Origin of the sequence: Mesorhizobium sp. WSM4976 (assembly GCF_029625685.1) — a bacterium.
Taxonomy (GTDB): domain Bacteria; phylum Pseudomonadota; class Alphaproteobacteria; order Rhizobiales; family Rhizobiaceae; genus Mesorhizobium.
The window spans coordinates 140,411-158,520 of record NZ_JARTVT010000010.1 but is presented as its reverse complement, the minus strand read 5'-3'; the positions used below and the strand labels follow the sequence as shown (position 1 = coordinate 158,520).

At 63.2% G+C, this 18,110-nt stretch carries 20 protein-coding genes and 1 pseudogene; 11 read left to right on the top strand and 10 right to left on the bottom strand.

Translation table 11 applies throughout. From position 1 onward, the window contains the following. Position 1 precedes the first annotated feature (1 nt). Positions 2-508 carry a DUF1993 family protein gene (locus tag P9272_RS14425; RefSeq protein WP_278161051.1) on the top strand — a complete coding sequence of 169 codons (507 nt, stop codon included), beginning with the start codon at positions 2-4 and terminating at the stop codon, positions 506-508. A gap of 59 nt (positions 509-567) precedes the next feature. Here P9272_RS14425 and P9272_RS14420 read toward each other — a convergent pair whose 3' ends face one another. Beyond that, entirely contained in the window at positions 568-732 is a 165-nt protein-coding gene (locus P9272_RS14420; protein WP_095818565.1) for a DUF1127 domain-containing protein, read from the bottom strand. Between the two features lie 379 nt (positions 733-1,111). Here P9272_RS14420 and P9272_RS14415 point away from each other — a divergent pair, with 379 nt between their 5' ends. From P9272_RS14415 to P9272_RS14405, 3 genes are all read left to right on the top strand, one after another. Further along, positions 1,112-1,570, top strand: a complete 459-nt coding sequence (locus P9272_RS14415) for a hypothetical protein (protein ID WP_278161050.1) — start codon at positions 1,112-1,114, stop codon at positions 1,568-1,570. A 118-nt stretch (positions 1,571-1,688) separates the two neighbouring features. Beyond that, positions 1,689-2,756 (top strand): aldo/keto reductase, encoded by a 1,068-nt coding sequence (locus P9272_RS14410; protein ID WP_278161049.1) that lies wholly within the window; start codon positions 1,689-1,691, stop codon positions 2,754-2,756. Positions 2,757-2,790: 34 nt separating this feature from the next. Next, a complete protein-coding gene (locus P9272_RS14405; RefSeq protein WP_278161048.1) occupies positions 2,791-4,056 on the top strand; it encodes a cysteine desulfurase-like protein in 1,266 nt (421 codons plus the stop codon). Here P9272_RS14405 and P9272_RS14400 read toward each other — a convergent pair. The 4 genes from P9272_RS14400 to P9272_RS14385 are packed head-to-tail and all read right to left on the bottom strand — an operon-like array spanning position 4,053 to position 8,616. Next, a complete protein-coding gene (locus tag P9272_RS14400) occupies positions 4,053-5,081 on the bottom strand; it encodes a histone deacetylase family protein (RefSeq protein ID WP_278161047.1) in 1,029 nt (342 codons plus the stop codon). The genes P9272_RS14405 and P9272_RS14400 overlap by 4 nt on opposite strands. Positions 5,082-5,083: 2 nt before the next feature. Continuing rightward, on the bottom strand, positions 5,084-5,578 hold the full coding sequence (locus P9272_RS14395; protein WP_278161046.1) for a GNAT family N-acetyltransferase: 495 nt from the start codon (positions 5,576-5,578) through the stop codon (positions 5,084-5,086). 13 nt (positions 5,579-5,591) lie between these two features. Continuing rightward, positions 5,592-6,974: an aspartate aminotransferase family protein gene (locus P9272_RS14390; protein ID WP_278161045.1), complete on the bottom strand. Its 1,383-nt coding sequence runs from the start codon at positions 6,972-6,974 to the stop codon at positions 5,592-5,594. Position 6,975: 1 nt separating this feature from the next. Continuing rightward, positions 6,976-8,616 carry a N,N-dimethylformamidase beta subunit family domain-containing protein gene (locus P9272_RS14385; protein ID WP_278161044.1) on the bottom strand — a complete coding sequence of 547 codons (1,641 nt, stop codon included), beginning with the start codon at positions 8,614-8,616 and terminating at the stop codon, positions 6,976-6,978. 148 nt (positions 8,617-8,764) lie between these two features. Here P9272_RS14385 and P9272_RS14380 point away from each other — a divergent pair, with 148 nt between their 5' ends. Beyond that, entirely contained in the window at positions 8,765-9,013 is a 249-nt protein-coding gene (locus P9272_RS14380; RefSeq protein WP_042644583.1) for a ParB N-terminal domain-containing protein, read from the top strand. A gap of 1 nt (position 9,014) precedes the next feature. Here P9272_RS14380 and P9272_RS14375 read toward each other — a convergent pair whose 3' ends face one another. Beyond that, a complete protein-coding gene (locus tag P9272_RS14375; RefSeq protein ID WP_278161043.1) occupies positions 9,015-10,049 on the bottom strand; it encodes a 2OG-Fe(II) oxygenase family protein in 1,035 nt (344 codons plus the stop codon). 183 nt (positions 10,050-10,232) lie between these two features. On the opposite strand from P9272_RS14375, the gene P9272_RS14370 reads away from it, so the two are divergent. Continuing rightward, positions 10,233-10,628: a GFA family protein gene (locus tag P9272_RS14370; protein WP_278161042.1), complete on the top strand. Its 396-nt coding sequence runs from the start codon at positions 10,233-10,235 to the stop codon at positions 10,626-10,628. Between the two features lie 129 nt (positions 10,629-10,757). Next, complete coding sequence (locus P9272_RS14365; protein ID WP_278161041.1) at positions 10,758-10,970, top strand: hypothetical protein; 213 nt, start codon at positions 10,758-10,760, stop codon at positions 10,968-10,970. A gap of 59 nt (positions 10,971-11,029) precedes the next feature. Here P9272_RS14365 and P9272_RS14360 read toward each other — a convergent pair whose 3' ends face one another. After that, positions 11,030-11,956 carry a hypothetical protein gene (locus P9272_RS14360; RefSeq protein WP_278161040.1) on the bottom strand — a complete coding sequence of 309 codons (927 nt, stop codon included), beginning with the start codon at positions 11,954-11,956 and terminating at the stop codon, positions 11,030-11,032. 205 nt (positions 11,957-12,161) lie between these two features. Between P9272_RS14360 and P9272_RS14355 the strand changes: the two genes are divergently transcribed. From P9272_RS14355 to P9272_RS14345, 3 genes are all read left to right on the top strand, one after another. Then, entirely contained in the window at positions 12,162-13,034 is an 873-nt protein-coding gene (locus P9272_RS14355; protein WP_278161039.1) for an undecaprenyl-diphosphate phosphatase, read from the top strand. Continuing rightward, complete coding sequence (locus P9272_RS14350; protein ID WP_278161038.1) at positions 13,022-13,642, top strand: hypothetical protein; 621 nt, start codon at positions 13,022-13,024, stop codon at positions 13,640-13,642. The genes P9272_RS14355 and P9272_RS14350 overlap by 13 nt, the downstream gene beginning before the upstream one ends. A 78-nt stretch (positions 13,643-13,720) precedes the next feature. After that, positions 13,721-14,506, top strand: a complete 786-nt coding sequence (locus tag P9272_RS14345; protein WP_278161037.1) for a phosphodiester glycosidase family protein — start codon at positions 13,721-13,723, stop codon at positions 14,504-14,506. A gap of 29 nt (positions 14,507-14,535) precedes the next feature. Here P9272_RS14345 and P9272_RS14340 read toward each other — a convergent pair whose 3' ends face one another. Further along, positions 14,536-15,507 carry a Tim44 domain-containing protein gene (locus P9272_RS14340; protein ID WP_278161036.1) on the bottom strand — a complete coding sequence of 324 codons (972 nt, stop codon included), beginning with the start codon at positions 15,505-15,507 and terminating at the stop codon, positions 14,536-14,538. A 312-nt stretch (positions 15,508-15,819) separates the two neighbouring features. Between P9272_RS14340 and P9272_RS14335 the strand changes: the two genes are divergently transcribed. Next, the gene (locus tag P9272_RS14335; protein WP_278161035.1) at positions 15,820-16,983 is read left to right on the top strand and encodes a GH25 family lysozyme; all 1,164 of its coding nucleotides are present in this window, start codon (positions 15,820-15,822) and stop codon (positions 16,981-16,983) included. Positions 16,984-17,225: 242 nt separating this feature from the next. Here P9272_RS14335 and P9272_RS14330 read toward each other — a convergent pair whose 3' ends face one another. Together P9272_RS14330 and P9272_RS14325 are read right to left on the bottom strand one after the other, a co-directional pair. Beyond that, positions 17,226-17,678, bottom strand: coding sequence for a pyridoxamine 5'-phosphate oxidase family protein (locus P9272_RS14330; RefSeq protein ID WP_278161034.1), 453 nt, complete (start codon positions 17,676-17,678; stop codon positions 17,226-17,228). Positions 17,679-17,875: 197 nt separating this feature from the next. Continuing rightward, positions 17,876-18,041 (bottom strand): annotated as a pseudogene (locus P9272_RS14325) (VOC family protein); the annotation flags it as partial. Between the last annotated feature and the right edge of the window lie 69 nt (positions 18,042-18,110).

Genomic DNA, 18,110 nt, shown 5'->3' with positions numbered 1-18,110 from the left:
CGTGACTATTTCCATGTACGATGTTTCCGTGGGCGTCTTCTCCGCCCGGCTGAAGGCGCTGGCCAGCGTGTTGACGGCAGCGGAGCAGAATGCCGGCGAGCGCAAGATCGATCCGCAGGTGTTTCTCACGGCGCGGCTGGCGCCGGACATGTTTGCGCTGGCCAGACAGGTACAGATCGCCACCGACCATGCCAAGGGCGCGCCGTCGCGGCTCGCCGGCCGCGAGGTGCCGAAATACGAGGACAATGAAGCGAGCTTTGCCGAGTTGCAGGCCCGAATCGCCAAGACGCTCGATCATCTGGCGACGTTCTCGGCGGCTGATCTGGAGGGTTCGGAGGACAGGACGGTCGAGGTGAGGCTCGGCGGACGCGAAACCACGCTGCCCGGCCTGCAATACCTGCTGCATCTCGCGATGCCGAATTTCTATTTCCACGTCACGACGGCCTACGACATCCTGCGCCACAATGGCGTGCCGCTCGGCAAGCAGACATTTTTGGGAAACCGCTGACTTTTGGATGGCTTTGAGGTTTCCCGGCAGCCCGGGAAACCTCTTTGGTTCGGCGTTGCTCAGCGGGCCGACATTTCCCGCGCGATACGCGGAAAGTCCGCCGGCTTGATGCCGATATCGGCGCGGTCGGCATTGCTCATCGCATTGAGAAGCGCGAGCGCCGCGCGGTAGCGCTGGTGTTCTTGCGGCCGTGGCCGAGCGAACATTTCAGTGAAGAACCCCATGACTCAATAGCCCCTATTGGTCCTCCCAACGCCGAAGTATAGGCGATTTGCCAAAATTGTGCAGTGCAGCAATTGCATGGCTGCCATGCCGCATCAGATTTCCGCCACAATCGCTTTTCCGTGAAACTCTCGCCAGACTCAATCGTAGGTTGGTGCCGGCATTTGGCCGGCTTTTTCCTCGCCACTCCTGGCGATCTTGCCGGACTGCACGAAAATGCGGTCCGGCTTTTTACTTGATGGCTCCGGCCGGCAGAATGCCTGCAATTGTTAACGTCGCCAGAAGTCATTTTTAACGAGGGCGCCCTATTTTCAGTCAACGCATGGCCGTCACGACAGGGAGGCTGAGATCGGCACCGGGAACAAGCTCGATTTTGCTTCGTTGCTCGACGATCTGATCGTCGACTCGGAGAAAGGAGAGGAAGAGGGCGCCCGGCCGTCTATCCCGTTCGACTATCTGTCCGTTGCCGATGAACTTCATTCCGGCCGAATCAAGGTCGCGAGCGAAAGTGTCGCCGCCGAATATCGCGAGTCCGCCGCCGACCTTGCCGCGGAGTTCACCGCGATGCTCGACCAGGCAAAGCTGTCGCTCGCGGGCGAAGAGCAATGGCCCGAGGAGCAGCTGCCGTCAATCGATCCCGAAGCCATAGCCGGCGAGCTCGGCCTCGACCATCCAGCGAAGAATGCCGATTTCGGCCGCATCCGGCGCAATTTCGCTTTCGCCAACCATCCGGATCGGGTCGCGCCGCATCTGCGCCAGCGCGCCATGATCCGCATGCAGGTTGCCAACATGCTGATCGACGAGGCGAAGCGGCGGGCTTTGGCCGGGGCGCGCCGCTAGCCGCGCAATTCACGCAAAAAAAGCGAAGACTGCGGGCTTGGAGAAACTTCGGCCTGTGTTTTATGCTTGAATTTCCTCCCCGCGCTGCCCCGCGCAAAACTCCCGCCGGAGAAACCCCATGCATAAACGCCGCCTCGGTCGGACCGACCTCCTTGTTTCGCAAATCTGCCTCGGCTCGATGACCTGGGGGCAGCAGAACACCGAAGCGGAGGGCCACGCGCAGATGGATCTGGCTTTCTCGCGCGGGGTGAATTTCATCGACACGGCCGAGCTTTATCCGATCCCGCCCAAGGCCGAGACGCAAGGGCGGACCGAGAAGATCATCGGCACCTGGATGAAGACCAATCGCAACCGCGACAAGGTCATCCTTGCCTCGAAAGTGGTCGGCCGTACGGCCAACGCGTGGTTCCGCGGCGATCGTCCCTCGAAGCTGGTGCGCGCCGACATTTTCGACGCTGTCGAGAAGTCGCTGGCCAAGCTCGGCACCGATTATATCGACCTCTACCAGATCCACTGGCCGGACCGCGACATTCCGTGGGGCTCGAATCCGACGCGCGTCGGAGCGGTGGCGCGTCGCCCGGATGCGGCAGGCACTCCGGGAGAAGAGACCCCGGTTGCCGAAACGCTCGCCGTCTTCGAGGAACTGGTGAAGGCCGGCAAGATCCGCCATCTCGGCCTCTCGAACGAAAGCTCCTGGGGCGTCATGCGCTTCGTCTTCGAAGCCGAAAAGGGCACTGGTCCGCGCGTCGCCTCGCTGCAGAACGCCTACAATCTCGTCAACCGCACCTTTGAGGTGAACCTTGCCGAGGTCTGCGAACGCGAGCAGATCGCGTTCCTTCCCTATTCGCCGCTGGCCCAGGGCTATCTCACCGGCAAGTATGACCACGGTGCGCGGCCGCAGGGTTCGCGCTCCCAGCTCTTCAACCGCGGCCAGCGCTATGAGACGCCGAATGCAGCGGAAGTGCTGCTTCAATACAATGAGCTGGCACGCTCCTTCGGCATGGAGCCGGCGCTTTTTGCCAATGCCTATGTGACAAGCCGCCCCTTTGTTACCGCGAACATCGTCGGCGCGACCACGATAGCGCAGCTCGACATGGCGCTGTCCTCGGCCGACGTCGCCTGGACGGAAGAGATGCAGAAGGCGGTCGACGCCATTCACCAGCGCGTCGGCAATCCGTGTCCTTGAGCGGAATCGATTGAAAAACAAAAGGGGTGGAGAGATGGCAGAGTTTCCGATCGAGGCCGTGCGCGGCCGATTTCCGGCGCTTTCGCTGACCGATGAAGGGCGCCGGCGCATCTATCTCGACAATCCCGCCGGCACGCAGGTGCCGCGGGCCGTGGCGGATGCGGTGTCGCGCTGCCTGCTCTCGACCAACGCCAATCTCGGCGGCTTCTTCGAAACGACGGTCGCTGCGCAGTATGTGGTCAACGCGGCGCATGCCGCGATGGTTGATTTCCTCAACGCATCGAGCGTCGAAGAGATCATCATCGGCGCGAACATGACGACGCTGACCTATCACATGTCGCGCACGCTCGGTCGCACGATGAAGCCGGGCGACGAGATCATCGTCACGCGTATGGATCACGAAGGCAATGTCTCGCCCTGGCTGCAGCTTGCCGAGGATCTCGGCCTGGTCGTGCGCTTCCTGCCGTTTGACGAGCGGAGCTGGCAGGTGGAGGAGGCGGCGCTGAAGGCCCTACTCTCCGACAAGACGCGGCTCGTCGCGCTGAATTATGCCTCCAATCTCACCGGCTCGATCAACCGCGTGAAGGCGCTGACCGCGATCGCCAGGCAGGCCGGCGCGCTGGTCTATGTCGATGCCGTGCAATTCGCGCCGCATGGGCTGATCGACGTTCAGGCGCTCGGCTGCGATTTCCTGATCTGCTCGGCCTATAAGTTCTTCGGGCCGCATATGGGAGTATTGTGGGGGCGCCGCGACGTGATCGACGGTCTCAAGCCTTACAAATGCCGCTGCTCGTCAAATGGGCTGCCGGAGCGATTCGAGCTTGGCACGCCGCAGATCGAGCTGATGGCCGGGCTGGAGGCGGCAATCGACTATTTCGCCGATCTCGGCGCGGCCGCCGGCGAGACCGGATCGCGGCGGCAGCGGATCACCAAGGCTTTTGAGGTCTCGATCGATTATGAGAATGCGCGGGCCCGGCAATTGATCGAAGGCCTGTCCGATATCGAGGGGCTGGTCATCCGCGGCATCACCGATCCGGAACGTCTTGCCGAGCGGGTGCCGACCGTTTCCTTCACGGTCGAGGGCATCGCGCCGGAAACGATCGTGCGGCTGATGAACGCCGAAAACATCTTCCTGTGGTCAGGCCACAATTATGCGTGGGAGATCGTCCACCAGCTCGGCATCCCGGCCGAGCAGGGCGTCGTGCGCATCGGCATTGCCCATTACAACACGGCAGCCGAGATCGAGGAGACGCTGGAAAGCGTGCACCGTGTGATCGCGATGCTGCGGCAGCAGCGCTAGTCTTTTTTGCCACCGAAGCCGGTCAGGAAGGCGGTGAGATTGTCGCCGAGCGCATCGCAGAGATAGCCGCCTTCCTGGACGATGACCGTCGGCAGTCTGAGACCGGCGATCGCTTCGCCGATGCGCGAGAAGCCAGGCGTCGTCACCGACAGGCCGCCGAACGGATCGCCTTCGAAGGCGTCGAGGCCGAGCGCCACCACAAGCGCCTCCGGCGCGAAGGCGCGGATGCGCTGAGAGACTGCGGCAAGCGCTTCGAGAAAGGCCGCGTCCCCGGATTTGCGCGGCAGCGGCAGGTTGAGATTGTAGCCGAGGCCGGGGCCTTCGCCGCGCTCGTCGGCATGTCCCCAGAAGAACGGGTAGAAGCGCACCGGATCGGCGTGCAACGAGACGGTCAGCACGTCGGGGCGGGCATAGAAGATGCCTTGCGTGCCGTTGCCGTGATGCAGGTCGACATCGAGGATGGCGACGCGGGCGGAATTCTTGCGCAGCACCTGTGCCGCGACGGCCGAATTGTTGATGAAGCAGAAGCCGCCGGCGACATCGGCGAAGGCGTGATGGCCCGGCGGGCGGCAGAGTGCGTAGGCCGAAGGCGCGCCGGCCATCACCGCTTCAGCGGCTTCCACCGCGCTCCAGGCGCTCCACAACGCGCTGTTCCAGGTCTCGGCCGAGATCGGGCAGGCAGTATCGGCCATGTGGTAGCCGGCCTGGCCGACCGCCGAGGCCGGATAGGAGCCGTTGCGTGCGATCGGATGGATGTTCGGAATGACTTCAGCCGAAGCGCCTTCGATGCGCTGCCATCGCGTGAAAATATGCTCGAGGAAGTCGAGATATTCAGGCGTGTGCACCGCCGCGATCGGGCCAAGCCCGTGATTTCCTGGACGTTCGACCGTCAAACCGGCCGATCTTGCGCCGGATAACAGTCTCTCCACCCGCTCCGGCTTTTCCGGGTTGGGCTGCGGTGCGCCGCTGGAGAGGAAAGCCTTGGGATCATGACGTTGCTGCTCCTCGGCGTAGAAGGCTTTCATCGTCATTCCTCCGGCGTGTCGGCAAAGGCGAAGAAGGCATCGCCGACGATCTTCTGCACCTGCTCGTAGCTCGACCAGCCGATGCCCAATTTCTCATAGAAGGCCTTGGCCGTTTCATTGTCGGTGTCGACGGACAGCCTCAGATACACGCCGCCAGCCGCGCGGCATTCTTTCGCGACGCGCCGCAGCAGCTTTTCGCCGACGCGGCGGCCGCGAAAACGGTCCTCGACATAAAGGTCCTGCACGTAGACGCCTGGCCGGCCCCTCCAGGTCGAGAAGATCGGGAAATGCAGGCAGAGTCCGGCGAACTCGCCGCCGACCTCGGCAATCAAGGTCGAGAAGGCGGGGCTGGCGCCGAAACCATAGCGGCGGAGATCGTCGGGCGTGGAGGTGATTTCCTGATGCGCGCCGATGTGGGTGCCGAGACGCAGCAGCGCGGCATGGATGGTCTCGACGTCGTCGATGCGGCCGGGGCGGAGGGTGACCGGTGCCGGCATCAAAATACCTTTCTCAGCCTTCCACCGGCAGATCGAGCTCCCGCGCCAGCGCCTCCAGCGAGTCGCCAATGATGGAGATCATCTCGCCGATTTGCTCGCGGGTGATGATCATCGGCGGCGCCACCATGAAATTGTCGCCGTCGACGCCACCCTTGACCTTGCGGCCATAGATGATCAGGCCGCGCGCGTAAGCGTGATCGAGCAGGCGCTGCGTCGCCTTGCTGGCCGGGTCGATCGGCTTCAGGGTCTCCGGGTCGGCGACCATTTCCGCACCGGTGAGCAGGCCCTTGCCGCGCACATCGGCGATGAAGGGGAAGCGCTTTTGCAAGCCCTTCAACTCCGCCATCAGAACGTCGCCCATGGCGGCGGCATTGGCGATCAAGCCGAGCCGATCCATCTCACCGAGCACCGCGAGGCCTGCGGCGCAGGCCAGTGGGTTGCCTGAATAGGTGTGGCCGTGCTGGAAACCGCCGGAGGCCAGCAGAGGCTCGACGAGGCGCATCGGCGCGGCAAGGGCGCCGAGCGGCGCATAGCCGGAGCCCAGCCCCTTCGAGAGGGCGACGATATCAGGCCTGCAGTTCCAGTGATCGCCGCCTAGGAACTTGCCCGTCCTGCCGGCGCCGCTCATCACCTCGTCATGGATCAGGAGGATGCCGTAGCGGTCGCAGATCTCGCGGATGCGCGGATAGTAGCTGTCGGGAGCGACAAGGGCGGCCGTCGCCGCACCGCCGATCGGCTCCATGATGAAGGCCAGAACACTTTCTGGGCCTTCACCCTGGATTTTCTCCTCCAGCATGTCGGCATAGCGGATACCGCGCTGCTCCATCGAGAGATTGTCGCGGTCGCGCCAGGCTGTCGGCGCCGGCACTGTCGGCATCACCCGCATCATTGGCGTGAAGGTTTCGGCCAGCGCATCGTCGCCGGTGACGGCAAGCGAGCCAAGCGTCCCGCCATGATAGGAGGGGAAGCGGGCAATCACCTTCCAGCGCTTGGGTTGGCCGGTGGCGACGGCCCACTGCCGGGCGAGCTTGATGCAGGATTCGGTCGCTTCGGAGCCGCCGGAGACGAAGAAGATGCGGTCCATGCCTTCAGGCAGTTTTCCGGCCAGCGCCCGCGCGAGTTCTTCCGCCGGCTCGTTCTCGAAATGCAGCCGGTAGGCGAAGGTGGTCTTGTCCATCTGCCGCTTCATGGCATCGAGCACGTTGCGGTTGGAATGGCCGATATTTGCGACCATCGGCCCGCTCGAGCCATCGATGAAGCGGCGGCCGTCCGTGGTCCAGAAATAGATGCCGTCGGCACGATCGACGAGCGGCCGGCGCAGGCTGGATAGATAGAACAGATGCGATGGCGGCCGCGCTTCGGCTTCGGGGGCGGGCTGGACTTGCGGTTTCGACATGTCAGGACTTCCCAAGGTAGCGGTCGAGAACATTCTTGGTCACGCGTTCGACCATCGCGTCCTGCCTTAGCAGGCCGGCGACCCATTCGCAGCTTCCGGCATGGAACACCTCGCCCTTGCCGCGCGGGAAATTGACGATCATGCCGTTTCCGCGCTTGACCTTGTCGAGGTTGGCGTCGCTCGCTTCGCCGAACAAAGTCTCGGCCGTGAAGCGGCCGTCCTCGTCAGTGAGGAATTGGTCCTCGATCGGGATGTCGGCGCTTTCCTCGACCTGGCTTGCCATGCCGACCGCCAGAACCTGCAAGCCTTCCGGCGCGCCGCTCTCCGCGCTCGGGTGGGGCAGGCCGCCGCGGATCTCGAAGTCGAGGCCGTCAACCTCATAGCCATAGACATGGCTGTCGACTCCGAGCAGGTCGCCATAATAAATGCCTGTGCCGGCGAAGGCCCAGTGCTCCGGACGATAGACGGGGAAGCCGCGCACACCGCGCGGCGCGCAACCGCCCCAGCCGGCATAGACGCCTCGCGTTGCATTGAGGCCGAAGGTGGCGCTGCCCGGACGGCCGATCTCGGGCGCTTCCCAGGAATTGGTGGCGCGGGTCACATCGCCGCCGCGATAGGCCGGGTCTTCCGCGCGCGCCTTGTATTTGTAGCAGACCTGGCGGCGGCCTTGATCCTCCAGCCTCGTCTGCCACATGAAATTGCCGGCGAAGCGCGCCGCATGTCCGCCGCGATCGACATAGTTGTCGACCGCGTCGCGCATCTCCCAGGTCCAGTATTCATCGTGCCCTACGAAGACGACGCAGTCATAGCCGTTGAGGATTTCGGGCGAGAAATGGAGCTCGTGCTGGCTGGCGAGATCGACCTGATAGCCGGCGCGTTCGGCGAAGCGGAAGAAGTGGCTGTCATAGCTTGCCCAGCCGGAGGAGGCGTATTTCTTCGAATGGCCGGTGGCGAAGGCCCATTCCATGTGCGGATAGCGTGGCACGGTCTTCGGCGGCACCGCGACTTCGAGCGGCACGCGCGGCGCATCCTTGGGCAGCACGACGAAGCCGCGGCACCAGGGGCGCTGCGTCGAGACCGTTGTGGCGTACTGATCGCGATTCGGGCCGGTGATGCCCTGATAGTGGTTCGAGCCGCCCCAGGTGTTGTACGCAAGCCAGGTGCCGGTCGCGGCCACCTGCAACAGACGGCCCGGCTTGCGGCCAGGCCCGGCCGCGACGATGAAGAGATGGTGGCTGCGGATCGGATTGCCGCCGCAGCCTTCGGCCGAGAGCGTGACGCGATAGGCGCCCGACGGCCAGTCCTCGCCGACACGGAATTCGAAAGAAGCCTCCCAGCCGCAGCCGTCGACCGAGCATTGGTCGGGCGTATCCTGCCAGCGCGACGACAGGCCCGATCCCTCGAAGACCTTGGTTTCGTCGGCGCCGTCGCGGATGACGACAAGGCTGAAGTGCGGCGCCGTCGAACTGACGAAAAGCGTGACTGGCTCGCCCGGACGATAGGACAACCGATCACTGTAGCACCAGATCTCGCCGCGCTCGCCGTCCATGCCCGGCCATTCGTAATAATGGCCGCGCACCGCCTCTCGGCGCTGCTCGGGCGTCAATCCGAAATCGGGGAATTCGGTGGGCAATTGCGTCAAGGTGCACCTGAGATCACGAAGCCGTCATTGAGACCATCGGCCGGCCAGGCGTCAAATGGAAAGCATCGGGCCAGCAGGCACCTGCGCTTGGCGATATCCATCAAACGGACTATTCAGCTTCAGGCGACGTTTAAACCCGGGAGCCGACATGCTGCGTGTGCAAAAGGTCAAGGTCGACGACATCTATGTGCCGACGGCGCGGCGCAAGACGCTGCATCCGGAAACCGTGCGCCACCTTGCCGAGGATATCCTCGAGAACGGCATGAAGACGCCGATCCAGGTGCGGCATGACGGCAAGCGGCACATCCTGGTCGAGGGGCTGCATAGGCTCGAAGCCGCGAAATGGCTGGGCGAGACCATGATCGACGCCTATCTCGTCCAGGCCAAACGCCACTGATTCAAGAGACCTTGGCCCTCCGCGGCTGGCGCAGATGCCTGACGCCGCTCATTTCAACGAATTTCGTCGCCGTGTCCCAGAGATAGTCGCCATAAAGGAACGGCTCGAAGGGCTCTGCGCCCTCAAGCGGCAGCGGCGCGATCTCGGCGTCTACGCGTGGCTCATAGAAGAACGGGATCGAGAAGCGCGCCTGTTTGGGCGCGATCACCCGATGCCGGGTCGCGCGCACCCGGCCGGCGGTCCAGCGCTCCAGCAACTGTCCGAAATTGACGGCGAGTGTGTTGTCGGCGGGCGGCACATCGATCCATTCGTCGGCAAGGTTTCTTGCCTGCAGGCCCTCGACACCGTCCTGCGCAAGCAAGGTAACGAAACCGGAATCGGCATGCTCGCGGCCGATGATGGTCCGCATCTCGCCCTTGTGCATCACGGAAAAGTCCGGCCCGCTCAGATCGACGCCGCTGTTCGGGTCACGTAGCGGATAGCGGATCAGGCGCAATGTGGAGATGCCGCCTTCGAAATCCTTATCGAAAACGGTCTCGGTCAGGCCAAGGCCGCGCGCGACAGAGCGCAGCAGCGCGTTGCCGACCTTCTCCATCGCCTTGTAGTAGCCGGCGGCAGCCTCGCGCCAGCCGGGCAGGGCGCTTTCCGGCGGGAGCGGCGTGGCCTCGCAGAGGGGATCGCGGGCATCCAAGCTGGAGGGTTGCGTCCGCGCGTCGGCGATGTCCGGCCCCATATCGATGCCTTCCTTATAGGAGACGGCGCCCGGCTGCAGCGGAAACCAGCCGCGGTAGACATTTTCCTTGGTGCGGTCGAAATTCCAGCGCAGCAGCTTCTGCTTTTCAGCCTCGGGCAGCGAAAAGATCGCGAGCAGCCGCGCCCGGTTCTGCCGCGTCAGCCAGTCGTCGCCCGGAAAGTTGCGGATCGCCATGAAGCCGATGCCGGAGGCCGCGGCCATGATCCTGGAGTCGGTCTGGTCGCGGGCGGGCGAGGGGGGACCGAACAAGGGTGCGATCGCGATCGTCTCGATGTCGGCCATCAATCTTCCTCCCGTCGGACGCCGCAAGCAGGGCGCGGCGGCCGGCGATTGTCAATCGCAGGCGACGGCGCGTCATTGGGCCACCGCATCAGCGCTGGCGATTGCATCCCATCAATGTTTTTTGTTTGACCCGGTCGGGTCGGCCACTACCTTGCCGAGATTTTCTCGAGATGGGTATAGGTGATGGCGAAATATGAGGGCGGGTGCCTATGCGGCGCGGTGCGTTACAGCGCCGAGGCGGAGCCGATCAACGAGCGTGTCTGCCATTGCCGGATCTGCCAGAGGGCGATCGGCGCGGCCTTCAACGCGCGACTTCTGTTCCGCATCGACGATGTGGCTATCGAGGGGCCGGTGGCGACGATCAATTCCACGCCGGACCTCCAGCGCGGCTTCTGCCCGGTCTGCGGCACGACCATGTTCTCGCGCCGCGACTCCAGGGGTATTCTCGGCGTCACCTCCGGCTCGCTCGATGACCCGTCCCTGTTCAAGCCGGATATGCATTTCTGGACTGCCTCGAAGCAATCCTGGCTGATGCTCGAGGACGGCCTGCCGCAATATGAAGGCGCGCCGCCAGCCTGAGTCATTGCGACGCATCTCTGCACAAAAATTTCATCTCCGCTGCACGACATAGCCGGCAAAGCGTCATTGGCGGGCCATCTTTGGCTGCCTATCTAAGCGCCATGCGGGCAGGCATCGAGGAGGCGACGGATGAGCGAGAGCATCAACACCCTGGACGAGCTTTTGAACGACCCGATGATCCAACTCGTGATGGAACGCGACCGGGTGCGTGCGGTCGAGATTCGCCTGCTTCTGGAGAAGGCTCGCGACAGGGCTGGCGATGATCACCGCATCGAACAGGCTTCGGTGCCGCCGGCCCATGTGGTGGCAAGAAGCTGTCTGAAGCAGTGGCTCTACCGCTGAGGCAGTCCCAAGATAGGTCGGCTTCACGCCGGGAATTGCGCAAGGACAACAGCCGCGGGTCAGCTCGAATGCGCGGGCAGGTAGCTGTAATGATTGCGCAAATAGGCGAGCTTGAAGCCAAGCCGGTCGTAATTGCGATAGGCCGGCCCATCGCGGTCGGGGCGCGGCGCCTCGATGTCGGCGACGAAGAGTTTTGCGCCGGCGGCGATGCCGTCGCGAACCAGCCTTTCGCCAAGCATGGCATCAAGATCGAAGCTCGGCGCCATGATGCCCGGCACCGGGGCGTCGATACCGCTCCACGCCGCGCCTTCTGAGATGAAGAGCGAGCGTACGGCGACGACGGCGCCCCTGCGTTTAAGCATGTAATGACGCCAGCCCTTGCGGCCGACAAGCGCGGTGAGCCAGGGCGTCGTGGGGAGCCTGTAATTGGCATCGATGAAGGAAGCCCATTCCGAAGCCGTCCTGGGCGTGACCTCCTCGATCACCAGGTCGTCGACCGGGATCAGCGGATCGCCCGGAAAAAGCGGTTCGTCCGGCAACGGCGTCGCGTCGCGATAGATGCGCTCCCAGCCGCCTTGATGCTGCAGGCCGCGCGCTTCCAGCCAGCATCGCAGCCGCGTCGGCTCGGCATGCGGATTGGTATAGAACCACGGCCGCATGACGCCGGCATCACGGTAGCGGGCGAGCAGCACATCGACCTGGTCTTCCGTCGCCGGACCGTCGACACCGATATTCTTCACGCAGTTGAAATGGATGAAGGGGATCGTCCTGCAAGTGGTCCAGATCAGATCGCCTTCGCTTGCGATCGAGAGCCCTTGCCGCGCCGCGAAATCGGCGGGCGCCGCTTTGTAGAGATCGAGCCAGGCAGCCACTTCGGCGCGCTCGATGGCGCGGCTAGTCTCGCGCGACACCTCCTCGATCGCGATTTCAGGGAGATGCGTTGCCGGCGGCGTGACCGGCTCCAGTTCCGAGAGGGCGGTCGACATGAAGATCCTCCTCCTATACCTTACAGCGTAAGATTAGTGAATGATAATATGACGCCTGGCGTTGTCAAGCAGGATTAGCGGCATCTTACAAATCCGTGAGTTGGAATCACGCCATCGTGAGGCTAAGCCTGTCATCGAGGGGCTTTTCGAATGACGATTCACTTTTGCCTCGGAGAAGGCCTGGGGCGCAGGGAAAAGGGTTGAGATGACCGACGTCTGCACTCAAGGGTTGGATACCGGCTTTGTCGGTCTGGGTTATGCCAAGGTGGCGTTCCTGGGTATCGTGCAAGGCATCACCGAATTGCTGCCGATCTCGTCAACGGCGCATATGCGCATCGTTCCGGCCGTCCTTGGCTGGCAGGATCCCGGCTCGGCTTTCTCCGCCGCCATGCAGTTGGCGGCGCTTGCGGCGGTGGTCAGCTATTTCTGGAGCGACGTCAGGGACGTGCTGTTCGGATCGCTTGCGGCGATCTCGCGCCGCGATTTCAGCGACCGCTATTTGCGCCTCGCGATCAGCATCGTGCTTGCCACCGTCCCGATCGTCATTGCCGGCCTTGCGCTTTCCGGCGTGCTCAACGCTTGCAATTCGCCGCTGCGCGGGCTCGCCGTCATCGGCTGGGCCTGCATCGCCATGGCGATCCTGCTGGGGCTCGCCGAGATATTCGCCAGCCATAAGCTGGTGCTGCGCCAGGCATCGATTCTCGACGCACTGCTGGTAGGCATTGCTCAGGTCGGCGCGCTGGTTCCCGGCGTCTCCCGTTCGGGCTCGACGCTGACGGCGGCAATGGGGCTGGGCTTCGCACGGGCCGAAGCAGCGCGGCTGTCGTTCCTGCTCGGCTTGCCGGCCATCGCGCTCGCCGGTCTCAAGGAACTCTATGAACTGCACAAGGTGCATCTCGATGGGCATGGCTGGTCGGTCCTGGCTGTCGGCCTTGTCGTGGCCTCGATCTCGGCCTTCTTTGCGATATGGGGGCTGATGCGGGTGCTCGAGCGCTTCTCCGCTTGGCCGTTCGTCATTTATCGCGGCCTGCTCGGCGTGGTGCTGTTGCTCGGCCTGGCGTTAGGATGGCTATCGTAGCAGATCCGGCTCTTTCGGCGGCCAGCGCACGAGGCGTGCGCCGCTTCGCAGGGTTTTTCTCCTGTCTGCTGCTTATGATGCCGTTGGCCAGCGCCAATGGCCTGGGCCGCCAATGGCAGGCCGGCCAATATTCCTTCTCGGACGAACTTGGCGGTTTTCTGATCCGATCCGTCTCGGGAGCGGGAACACGATCCGATCCGGCTGTTATTAGCGAGGAATTGGAATCGGCGGACCCCGTCATTCTGACGATCCGCGCCCGGCAGCCGACAGCCAATTTCACGGAGGGGATTCTCTATCTGCGGATCGAGGCCCTCAACGGCACCGGACACCCCTGGGTGGATTTCCTGTTCGAGCTGCAGTCGATATTGGATCAGCCGAGTGTGTTCGGCGACGGGCTGTCCTTCGACCAGTCGCACACGCCGTCCGACTTCATCTCGGCCGACAGTTTCGCGCGATACGACCGTCAGTTGGAGCCCTTCGATCGCCTTCGGTTTCTCGATGGCCATGTTGATATCCGCCATCAGGCGACCTTCGATTTCCTCGTCACCGACTTCAATCCGAAAAGCGTCTTCTATCTGCTGCAGGACCCGGGTATTCCGGCCTCCTGACAATCCTGCCCGGGTGGCGGAAATCGCCGCATGAGATGACGGTTCGTCTCATTGCCACGTTCAGCTATTGGTACGCTCATGGATTTTTCGACATTGCTGAACTCGGTGCCTTTGCTAGCCACCCTGGTAAAATTGGCCGTGCCCGCCGCGGTCGGCGCCGGCATGGGCTTCGGCCAATGGCTGGCGGCACTGCCGCCCTGCCGCAACCAGACTTTCGAGAACGCCGCTTATCTGGTCTGCGAGGCCGATCCGAAGCATTTTTCCATCGAGCTGTTCTGGAAGAACAGGAATGGCGACTTTTATCGCTCGCTGCACAATCTCCGCACCGCTCAGCAAGCGTCGGGACGCACCATGCTGTTCGGCATCAATGCCGGCATGTATCACCCGAACCTTGCGCCGGTCGGGCTCTATGTCGAACGGGGCGAGCAGATCACGCCGGCGAAGACCGGGTCGGGATCCGGCAATTTCTCCATGCAGCCCAACGGAATCTTCTATCTCAGCGCCGGCAAGGCCGGGGTTCGCGCGACCAGGGACTACCTCAAACATCCGCCACGCGTGGATTACGCCACGCAGTCCGGGCCGATGCTGGTCATCGACGGCAAGCTGCATCCGAAATTCCAGGCCGATGGCACCTCGCGCAAAATCCGCGACGGCGTCGGCGTGCGGGCCGACGGCGTCGCCGTCTTCGCGATCTCGGACGATGTCGTCACCTTCCACGAGTTCGCGCGGCTTTTCCGCGACCAGCTCGGCTGCCCGAATGCGCTTTTCCTCGACGGCTCGATCTCCAGCCTCTATGCGCCCGGGATCGGGCGAAACGACGATTTCTGGAATCTCGGGCCGATGATCGGCGTGTTCAGGCGCTGACCACGCGCTTTTTCCACTGCGCTTTAGCTTTAACTGGACTCGTCCTGGATCGCCGAGAGCAGCCATGGTTCTCCCGTTTGGCGGGTAAAGGTCCACAGCTCGCTCGCTTCGACCGGATTGTTGGGATCGCCCTTCTCGACGGCGCCGGTCTGGCGGTTGCGCATGATATCGATCGCCGACCAGCGCATCGCCACGGTGGCATAGTCGCGCGGTCCCTCCCGCCAGGCCTCCGCTATTTCGCCCTTCAGCAACCGAAGGTTTGTGACCTCGTTCTTGAGGCCGCGGGTGGCATTGTCCGCCAGCTCCTCCGACAAGTAGGAGACCATTTCCGGGGTCGTCAGCCGGCGCAATCCCTGGTGATCCTCGCGGGTGAAGGCAGCCTGCACCTCGCCAAGGATTCGTTCGAATGCGTCGCGATCGGTGTCCGTGATGCCGATTTCGTCCGTGCCGGATGCATCGATGGAGCCGAAGCCCGCGGTGCTGGGCGAATAGCTGGGCGGCGTGCCTCCCCAGCCTTGCCGTCCGAACGGAATGCCGGCGCTTCGCATATTGGCCGGCGCGGCATTGTCGCGACTGAGGAACCGCATCGCCAGCATCACGAGGCCGCCGATCAGCAGCAACTGGAAGATGAAGCTCAGCCCGCCGCCGACGCCGCCGAAACCATGGCCCAGCATCATGCCGAACAGGCCCTGGAAAAACAGCCCTCCCACAAGGCCGCCGACAAAACCGCCGCCGAAACCACGCCAGAATCCGGGGCGCGCGGAGCCGGGAAACGCCTGCGGCGATGGGACGGACTGGGTAGTTTGGGGCGTCATCGAACGCGTGACGGGAGCCGTGTAGGGAGCCGTCCTGGTCGGCGCGGGCGCCTGGTAGGTGCGGCTGCCACGGCTGCCGAAGCTGCCGCCCATGCGCGCCTCGGCGGTGCCGATGGAGACGGTCCCGAGCGCCATCAGCAGGATCATGAGGAACGGCGCGACTTTGATCGTTCGTGACTTCGGCATTAAGCACAGTCCTTGGGTAAGTGAGCGCTTCACTTTGCGCGAGCCCCTTATATGGGGTGCGAAACGGGCCAGGGTTAGGCCCTGCTTCAATGCGTCCGCGGATCCGGCGACGATCGTCCTGATTCTAAGCTCGGTCTCGGCTGCGCCTTCGCGCAGGGCGAGGTGATGGGGGACACACCCCGATTCGGTCACGATCGTCGCGCGAAAGGTAAATTTTGATTCAAACTTTGTTGGTAATTTCTCATTAGGAATGGGGCTTCCGGCGGCGCTGTTCCTGCCTTCGGTCTGTTTTGTTTTGCGTACAGGTCAAAGATGCGGATTTTTGGCGTCGTCAGTTTCGTGCTCGCAGCGCTTTGCCTTGCCGGCTGCTCGTCCACGTCGGGCGTCGATGCCTTGCAACTGCCGTCCAACGAGACGACCAGCTCGGTCGTGCGGCCAGCAGCCCCGGTATCGAAGGGCATGAGGGCGGTCCAGCGGGAGAAAACTGTCGAGACAGCGTCGATGTCGGGGGTGTCGCGCATCAAGCCACCGGCGCCGTTGCTCGACGAGGGTAACGCTAGCCCCATCGACGAGAATTCACGCCTTGGCGACGAAAACTCGCGCCTTGGCGACGAAAATTCGCGTCCCTTCGGCCTTGCCGAGGAGGAGACGGTGAATTTTCCCGCGCAGGGACTCCCGGACAGCGTCGAGCCGCCGGTGCAGGAGGCGGCGCTCGTCTCGCCGCCGAAGCGGCTGTCGCGCGCCGCGCCTGCCATGCTGGCAAGCCCGGTCACGCGCTATGCGTTCCGCGACGCCAAGCCGATCAATTTCGGCCGTTCTTCGCCGCGTCACCTGGCTGTGCACGGCGTGGACGTCTCGCGCTGGCAGGGCAACATCAATTGGGAAAAGCTGCGCGCCCAAGGCGCCAACTTCGCCTATATCAAGGCGACCGATGGCGGCGACCATCTCGATCCGATGTTCATGAAGAACTGGCGCAACGCCGATGCCGCCGGGCTGAGGCGCGGCGCCTATCATTTCTTCTACTGGTGCCGCACCGCCGGCGAGCAGGCCGACTGGTTCATCCGCAATGTGCCGAAGGTCGACGGCGCGCTGCCGCCGGTGATCGATGTCGAGTGGAACGGCGAATCCTCCTGCACGCGCAAGCCTTCGCGCGAAAAGGTGCTGGAGAAGATGCAGGTGTTCATGGACAAGCTGGAGCGCCACTACGGCCAGCGTCCGATCATCTACACCAGCCCCGACTTCTATCGCGACAATCTGCGCGGCGCCTTCCTGGATTATCCATTCTGGCTGCGCGCCGTGGCGGCGCACCCGTCAAAAGTCTATCCGGGCCGCAAATGGCTGTTCTGGCAGTATTCGGGCTCCGGCCTGTCGCATGGTGTGACAGGCCGCATCGACCTCAACGTGTTCCACGGCGATGAGCGGCAATGGCGCGCCTGGCTAGGCGGCGGCGGCCAGATGATGGCCGACGCGGACTGAGGCGCTTCCGACCGCCTGGGCTACCTCCGTGGCAGATGTCGTGATTCCGCCATCGTCACATAGGCCAGCACGGCCATGAATGCCGTGAAATAGACCAGGACGGCGGTGACGACGATCAGGCTCTCGGTAGGCATTTCCATCTCCTCAAAAAGAAGAGCCGAGGAAACATCAGGAACGATGGGCTTTGCCTTGATCTGGATCATGCGATCGAACAATTGGATCGCCCGGCCGCCGTGCCGCGCTCAGCAGGTGACCAAATCCGTGTGGCCAAAACCCTTCGAATAATCGAGCACGGAAATCACTGTCGGCATCACGCGGAAAATGCGGACCTCGTCCGGCGTCGGCATCGGACCGGGCATCGAGGTTTGCGGCGGATATTTCATCGGCAACATGCGCAGAACCTTCTCGGCCTCGGCCGTGTCGGTGACCGGTTGCGCTCGCGCGGCCATCGAAAGCCCGGTGATCTCCATCACCTGAGGCGCGTCGTGGTCGATGGTCAGCGACAGGCGATTGTCTCGCGCGATATTCGCCGCCTTCTGGCTGTCCAAGCCGCAGAGGAAGTAGAGGGTGAGGCCGTCATTGACATAGCCAACCGTCGTCGCCTGCGGCCAGCCGTCCGGCCTCAAGGTTGCGACCGTCATGATCCGATGCTGGTCCAACAGCGTCTGGATCTTGTCTCTGATCTCCTGATCCATCTTCGCCTCCAAAGGTCGTTGCTGATGGCGACCATGGTACGGATCCGTGGAGAGCGTTGCTTTGACGTGCATCAACGCATGGGCGGCAATGCGCCCTTGGCGTCCTCACCTTCGTCATCCTCGGGCTTGACCCGAGGATCCATGCCGAGACGCTCGGCGAAGAATGCGGCCAATCAGATTCTGCACCGCCGCAACGTCTCGCGGGTGCTCTGAATCTCGAACAGGCAGCCATTGCCGGCATCGAAGGCCCAGAAAATGCCTTCCTTGCCGAATGCGAGGCTGTAGCCTAAGCGCAAAGGCCCTTTCGTAGAAGAGCTTGCTCTTGGCGAGGTCGCTGACTTCGATGGTGATATGGTCGAGCATTTCAGGCGCGGCTATCGTCTAACGCAATCGGCCCGATCGTAAGACCGGGCCGATTTACGTGGTTGCGTT

What these genes read in the sequence shown, in the direction of transcription:
- P9272_RS14420 (WP_095818565.1), bottom strand. Translation starts at nt 732, where the DNA reads ATGGGGTTCTTCACTGAAATGTTCGCTCGGCCACGGCCGCAAGAACAC.
- P9272_RS14410 (WP_278161049.1), top strand. Translation starts at nt 1,689, where the DNA reads ATGCATAAACGCCGCCTCGGTCGGACCGACCTCCTTGTTTCGCAAATC.
- P9272_RS14405 (WP_278161048.1), top strand. Translation starts at nt 2,791, where the DNA reads ATGGCAGAGTTTCCGATCGAGGCCGTGCGCGGCCGATTTCCGGCGCTT.
- P9272_RS14400 (WP_278161047.1), bottom strand. Translation starts at nt 5,081, where the DNA reads ATGAAAGCCTTCTACGCCGAGGAGCAGCAACGTCATGATCCCAAGGCT.
- P9272_RS14395 (WP_278161046.1), bottom strand. Translation starts at nt 5,578, where the DNA reads ATGCCGGCACCGGTCACCCTCCGCCCCGGCCGCATCGACGACGTCGAG.
- P9272_RS14390 (WP_278161045.1), bottom strand. Translation starts at nt 6,974, where the DNA reads ATGTCGAAACCGCAAGTCCAGCCCGCCCCCGAAGCCGAAGCGCGGCCG.
- P9272_RS14380 (WP_042644583.1), top strand. Translation starts at nt 8,765, where the DNA reads ATGCTGCGTGTGCAAAAGGTCAAGGTCGACGACATCTATGTGCCGACG.
- P9272_RS14375 (WP_278161043.1), bottom strand. Translation starts at nt 10,049, where the DNA reads ATGGCCGACATCGAGACGATCGCGATCGCACCCTTGTTCGGTCCCCCC.
- P9272_RS14370 (WP_278161042.1), top strand. Translation starts at nt 10,233, where the DNA reads ATGGCGAAATATGAGGGCGGGTGCCTATGCGGCGCGGTGCGTTACAGC.
- P9272_RS14365 (WP_278161041.1), top strand. Translation starts at nt 10,758, where the DNA reads ATGAGCGAGAGCATCAACACCCTGGACGAGCTTTTGAACGACCCGATG.
- P9272_RS14360 (WP_278161040.1), bottom strand. Translation starts at nt 11,956, where the DNA reads ATGTCGACCGCCCTCTCGGAACTGGAGCCGGTCACGCCGCCGGCAACG.
- P9272_RS14355 (WP_278161039.1), top strand. Translation starts at nt 12,162, where the DNA reads ATGACCGACGTCTGCACTCAAGGGTTGGATACCGGCTTTGTCGGTCTG.
- P9272_RS14350 (WP_278161038.1), top strand. Translation starts at nt 13,022, where the DNA reads ATGGCTATCGTAGCAGATCCGGCTCTTTCGGCGGCCAGCGCACGAGGC.
- P9272_RS14345 (WP_278161037.1), top strand. Translation starts at nt 13,721, where the DNA reads ATGGATTTTTCGACATTGCTGAACTCGGTGCCTTTGCTAGCCACCCTG.
- P9272_RS14340 (WP_278161036.1), bottom strand. Translation starts at nt 15,507, where the DNA reads ATGCCGAAGTCACGAACGATCAAAGTCGCGCCGTTCCTCATGATCCTG.
- P9272_RS14335 (WP_278161035.1), top strand. Translation starts at nt 15,820, where the DNA reads ATGCGGATTTTTGGCGTCGTCAGTTTCGTGCTCGCAGCGCTTTGCCTT.
- P9272_RS14330 (WP_278161034.1), bottom strand. Translation starts at nt 17,678, where the DNA reads ATGGATCAGGAGATCAGAGACAAGATCCAGACGCTGTTGGACCAGCAT.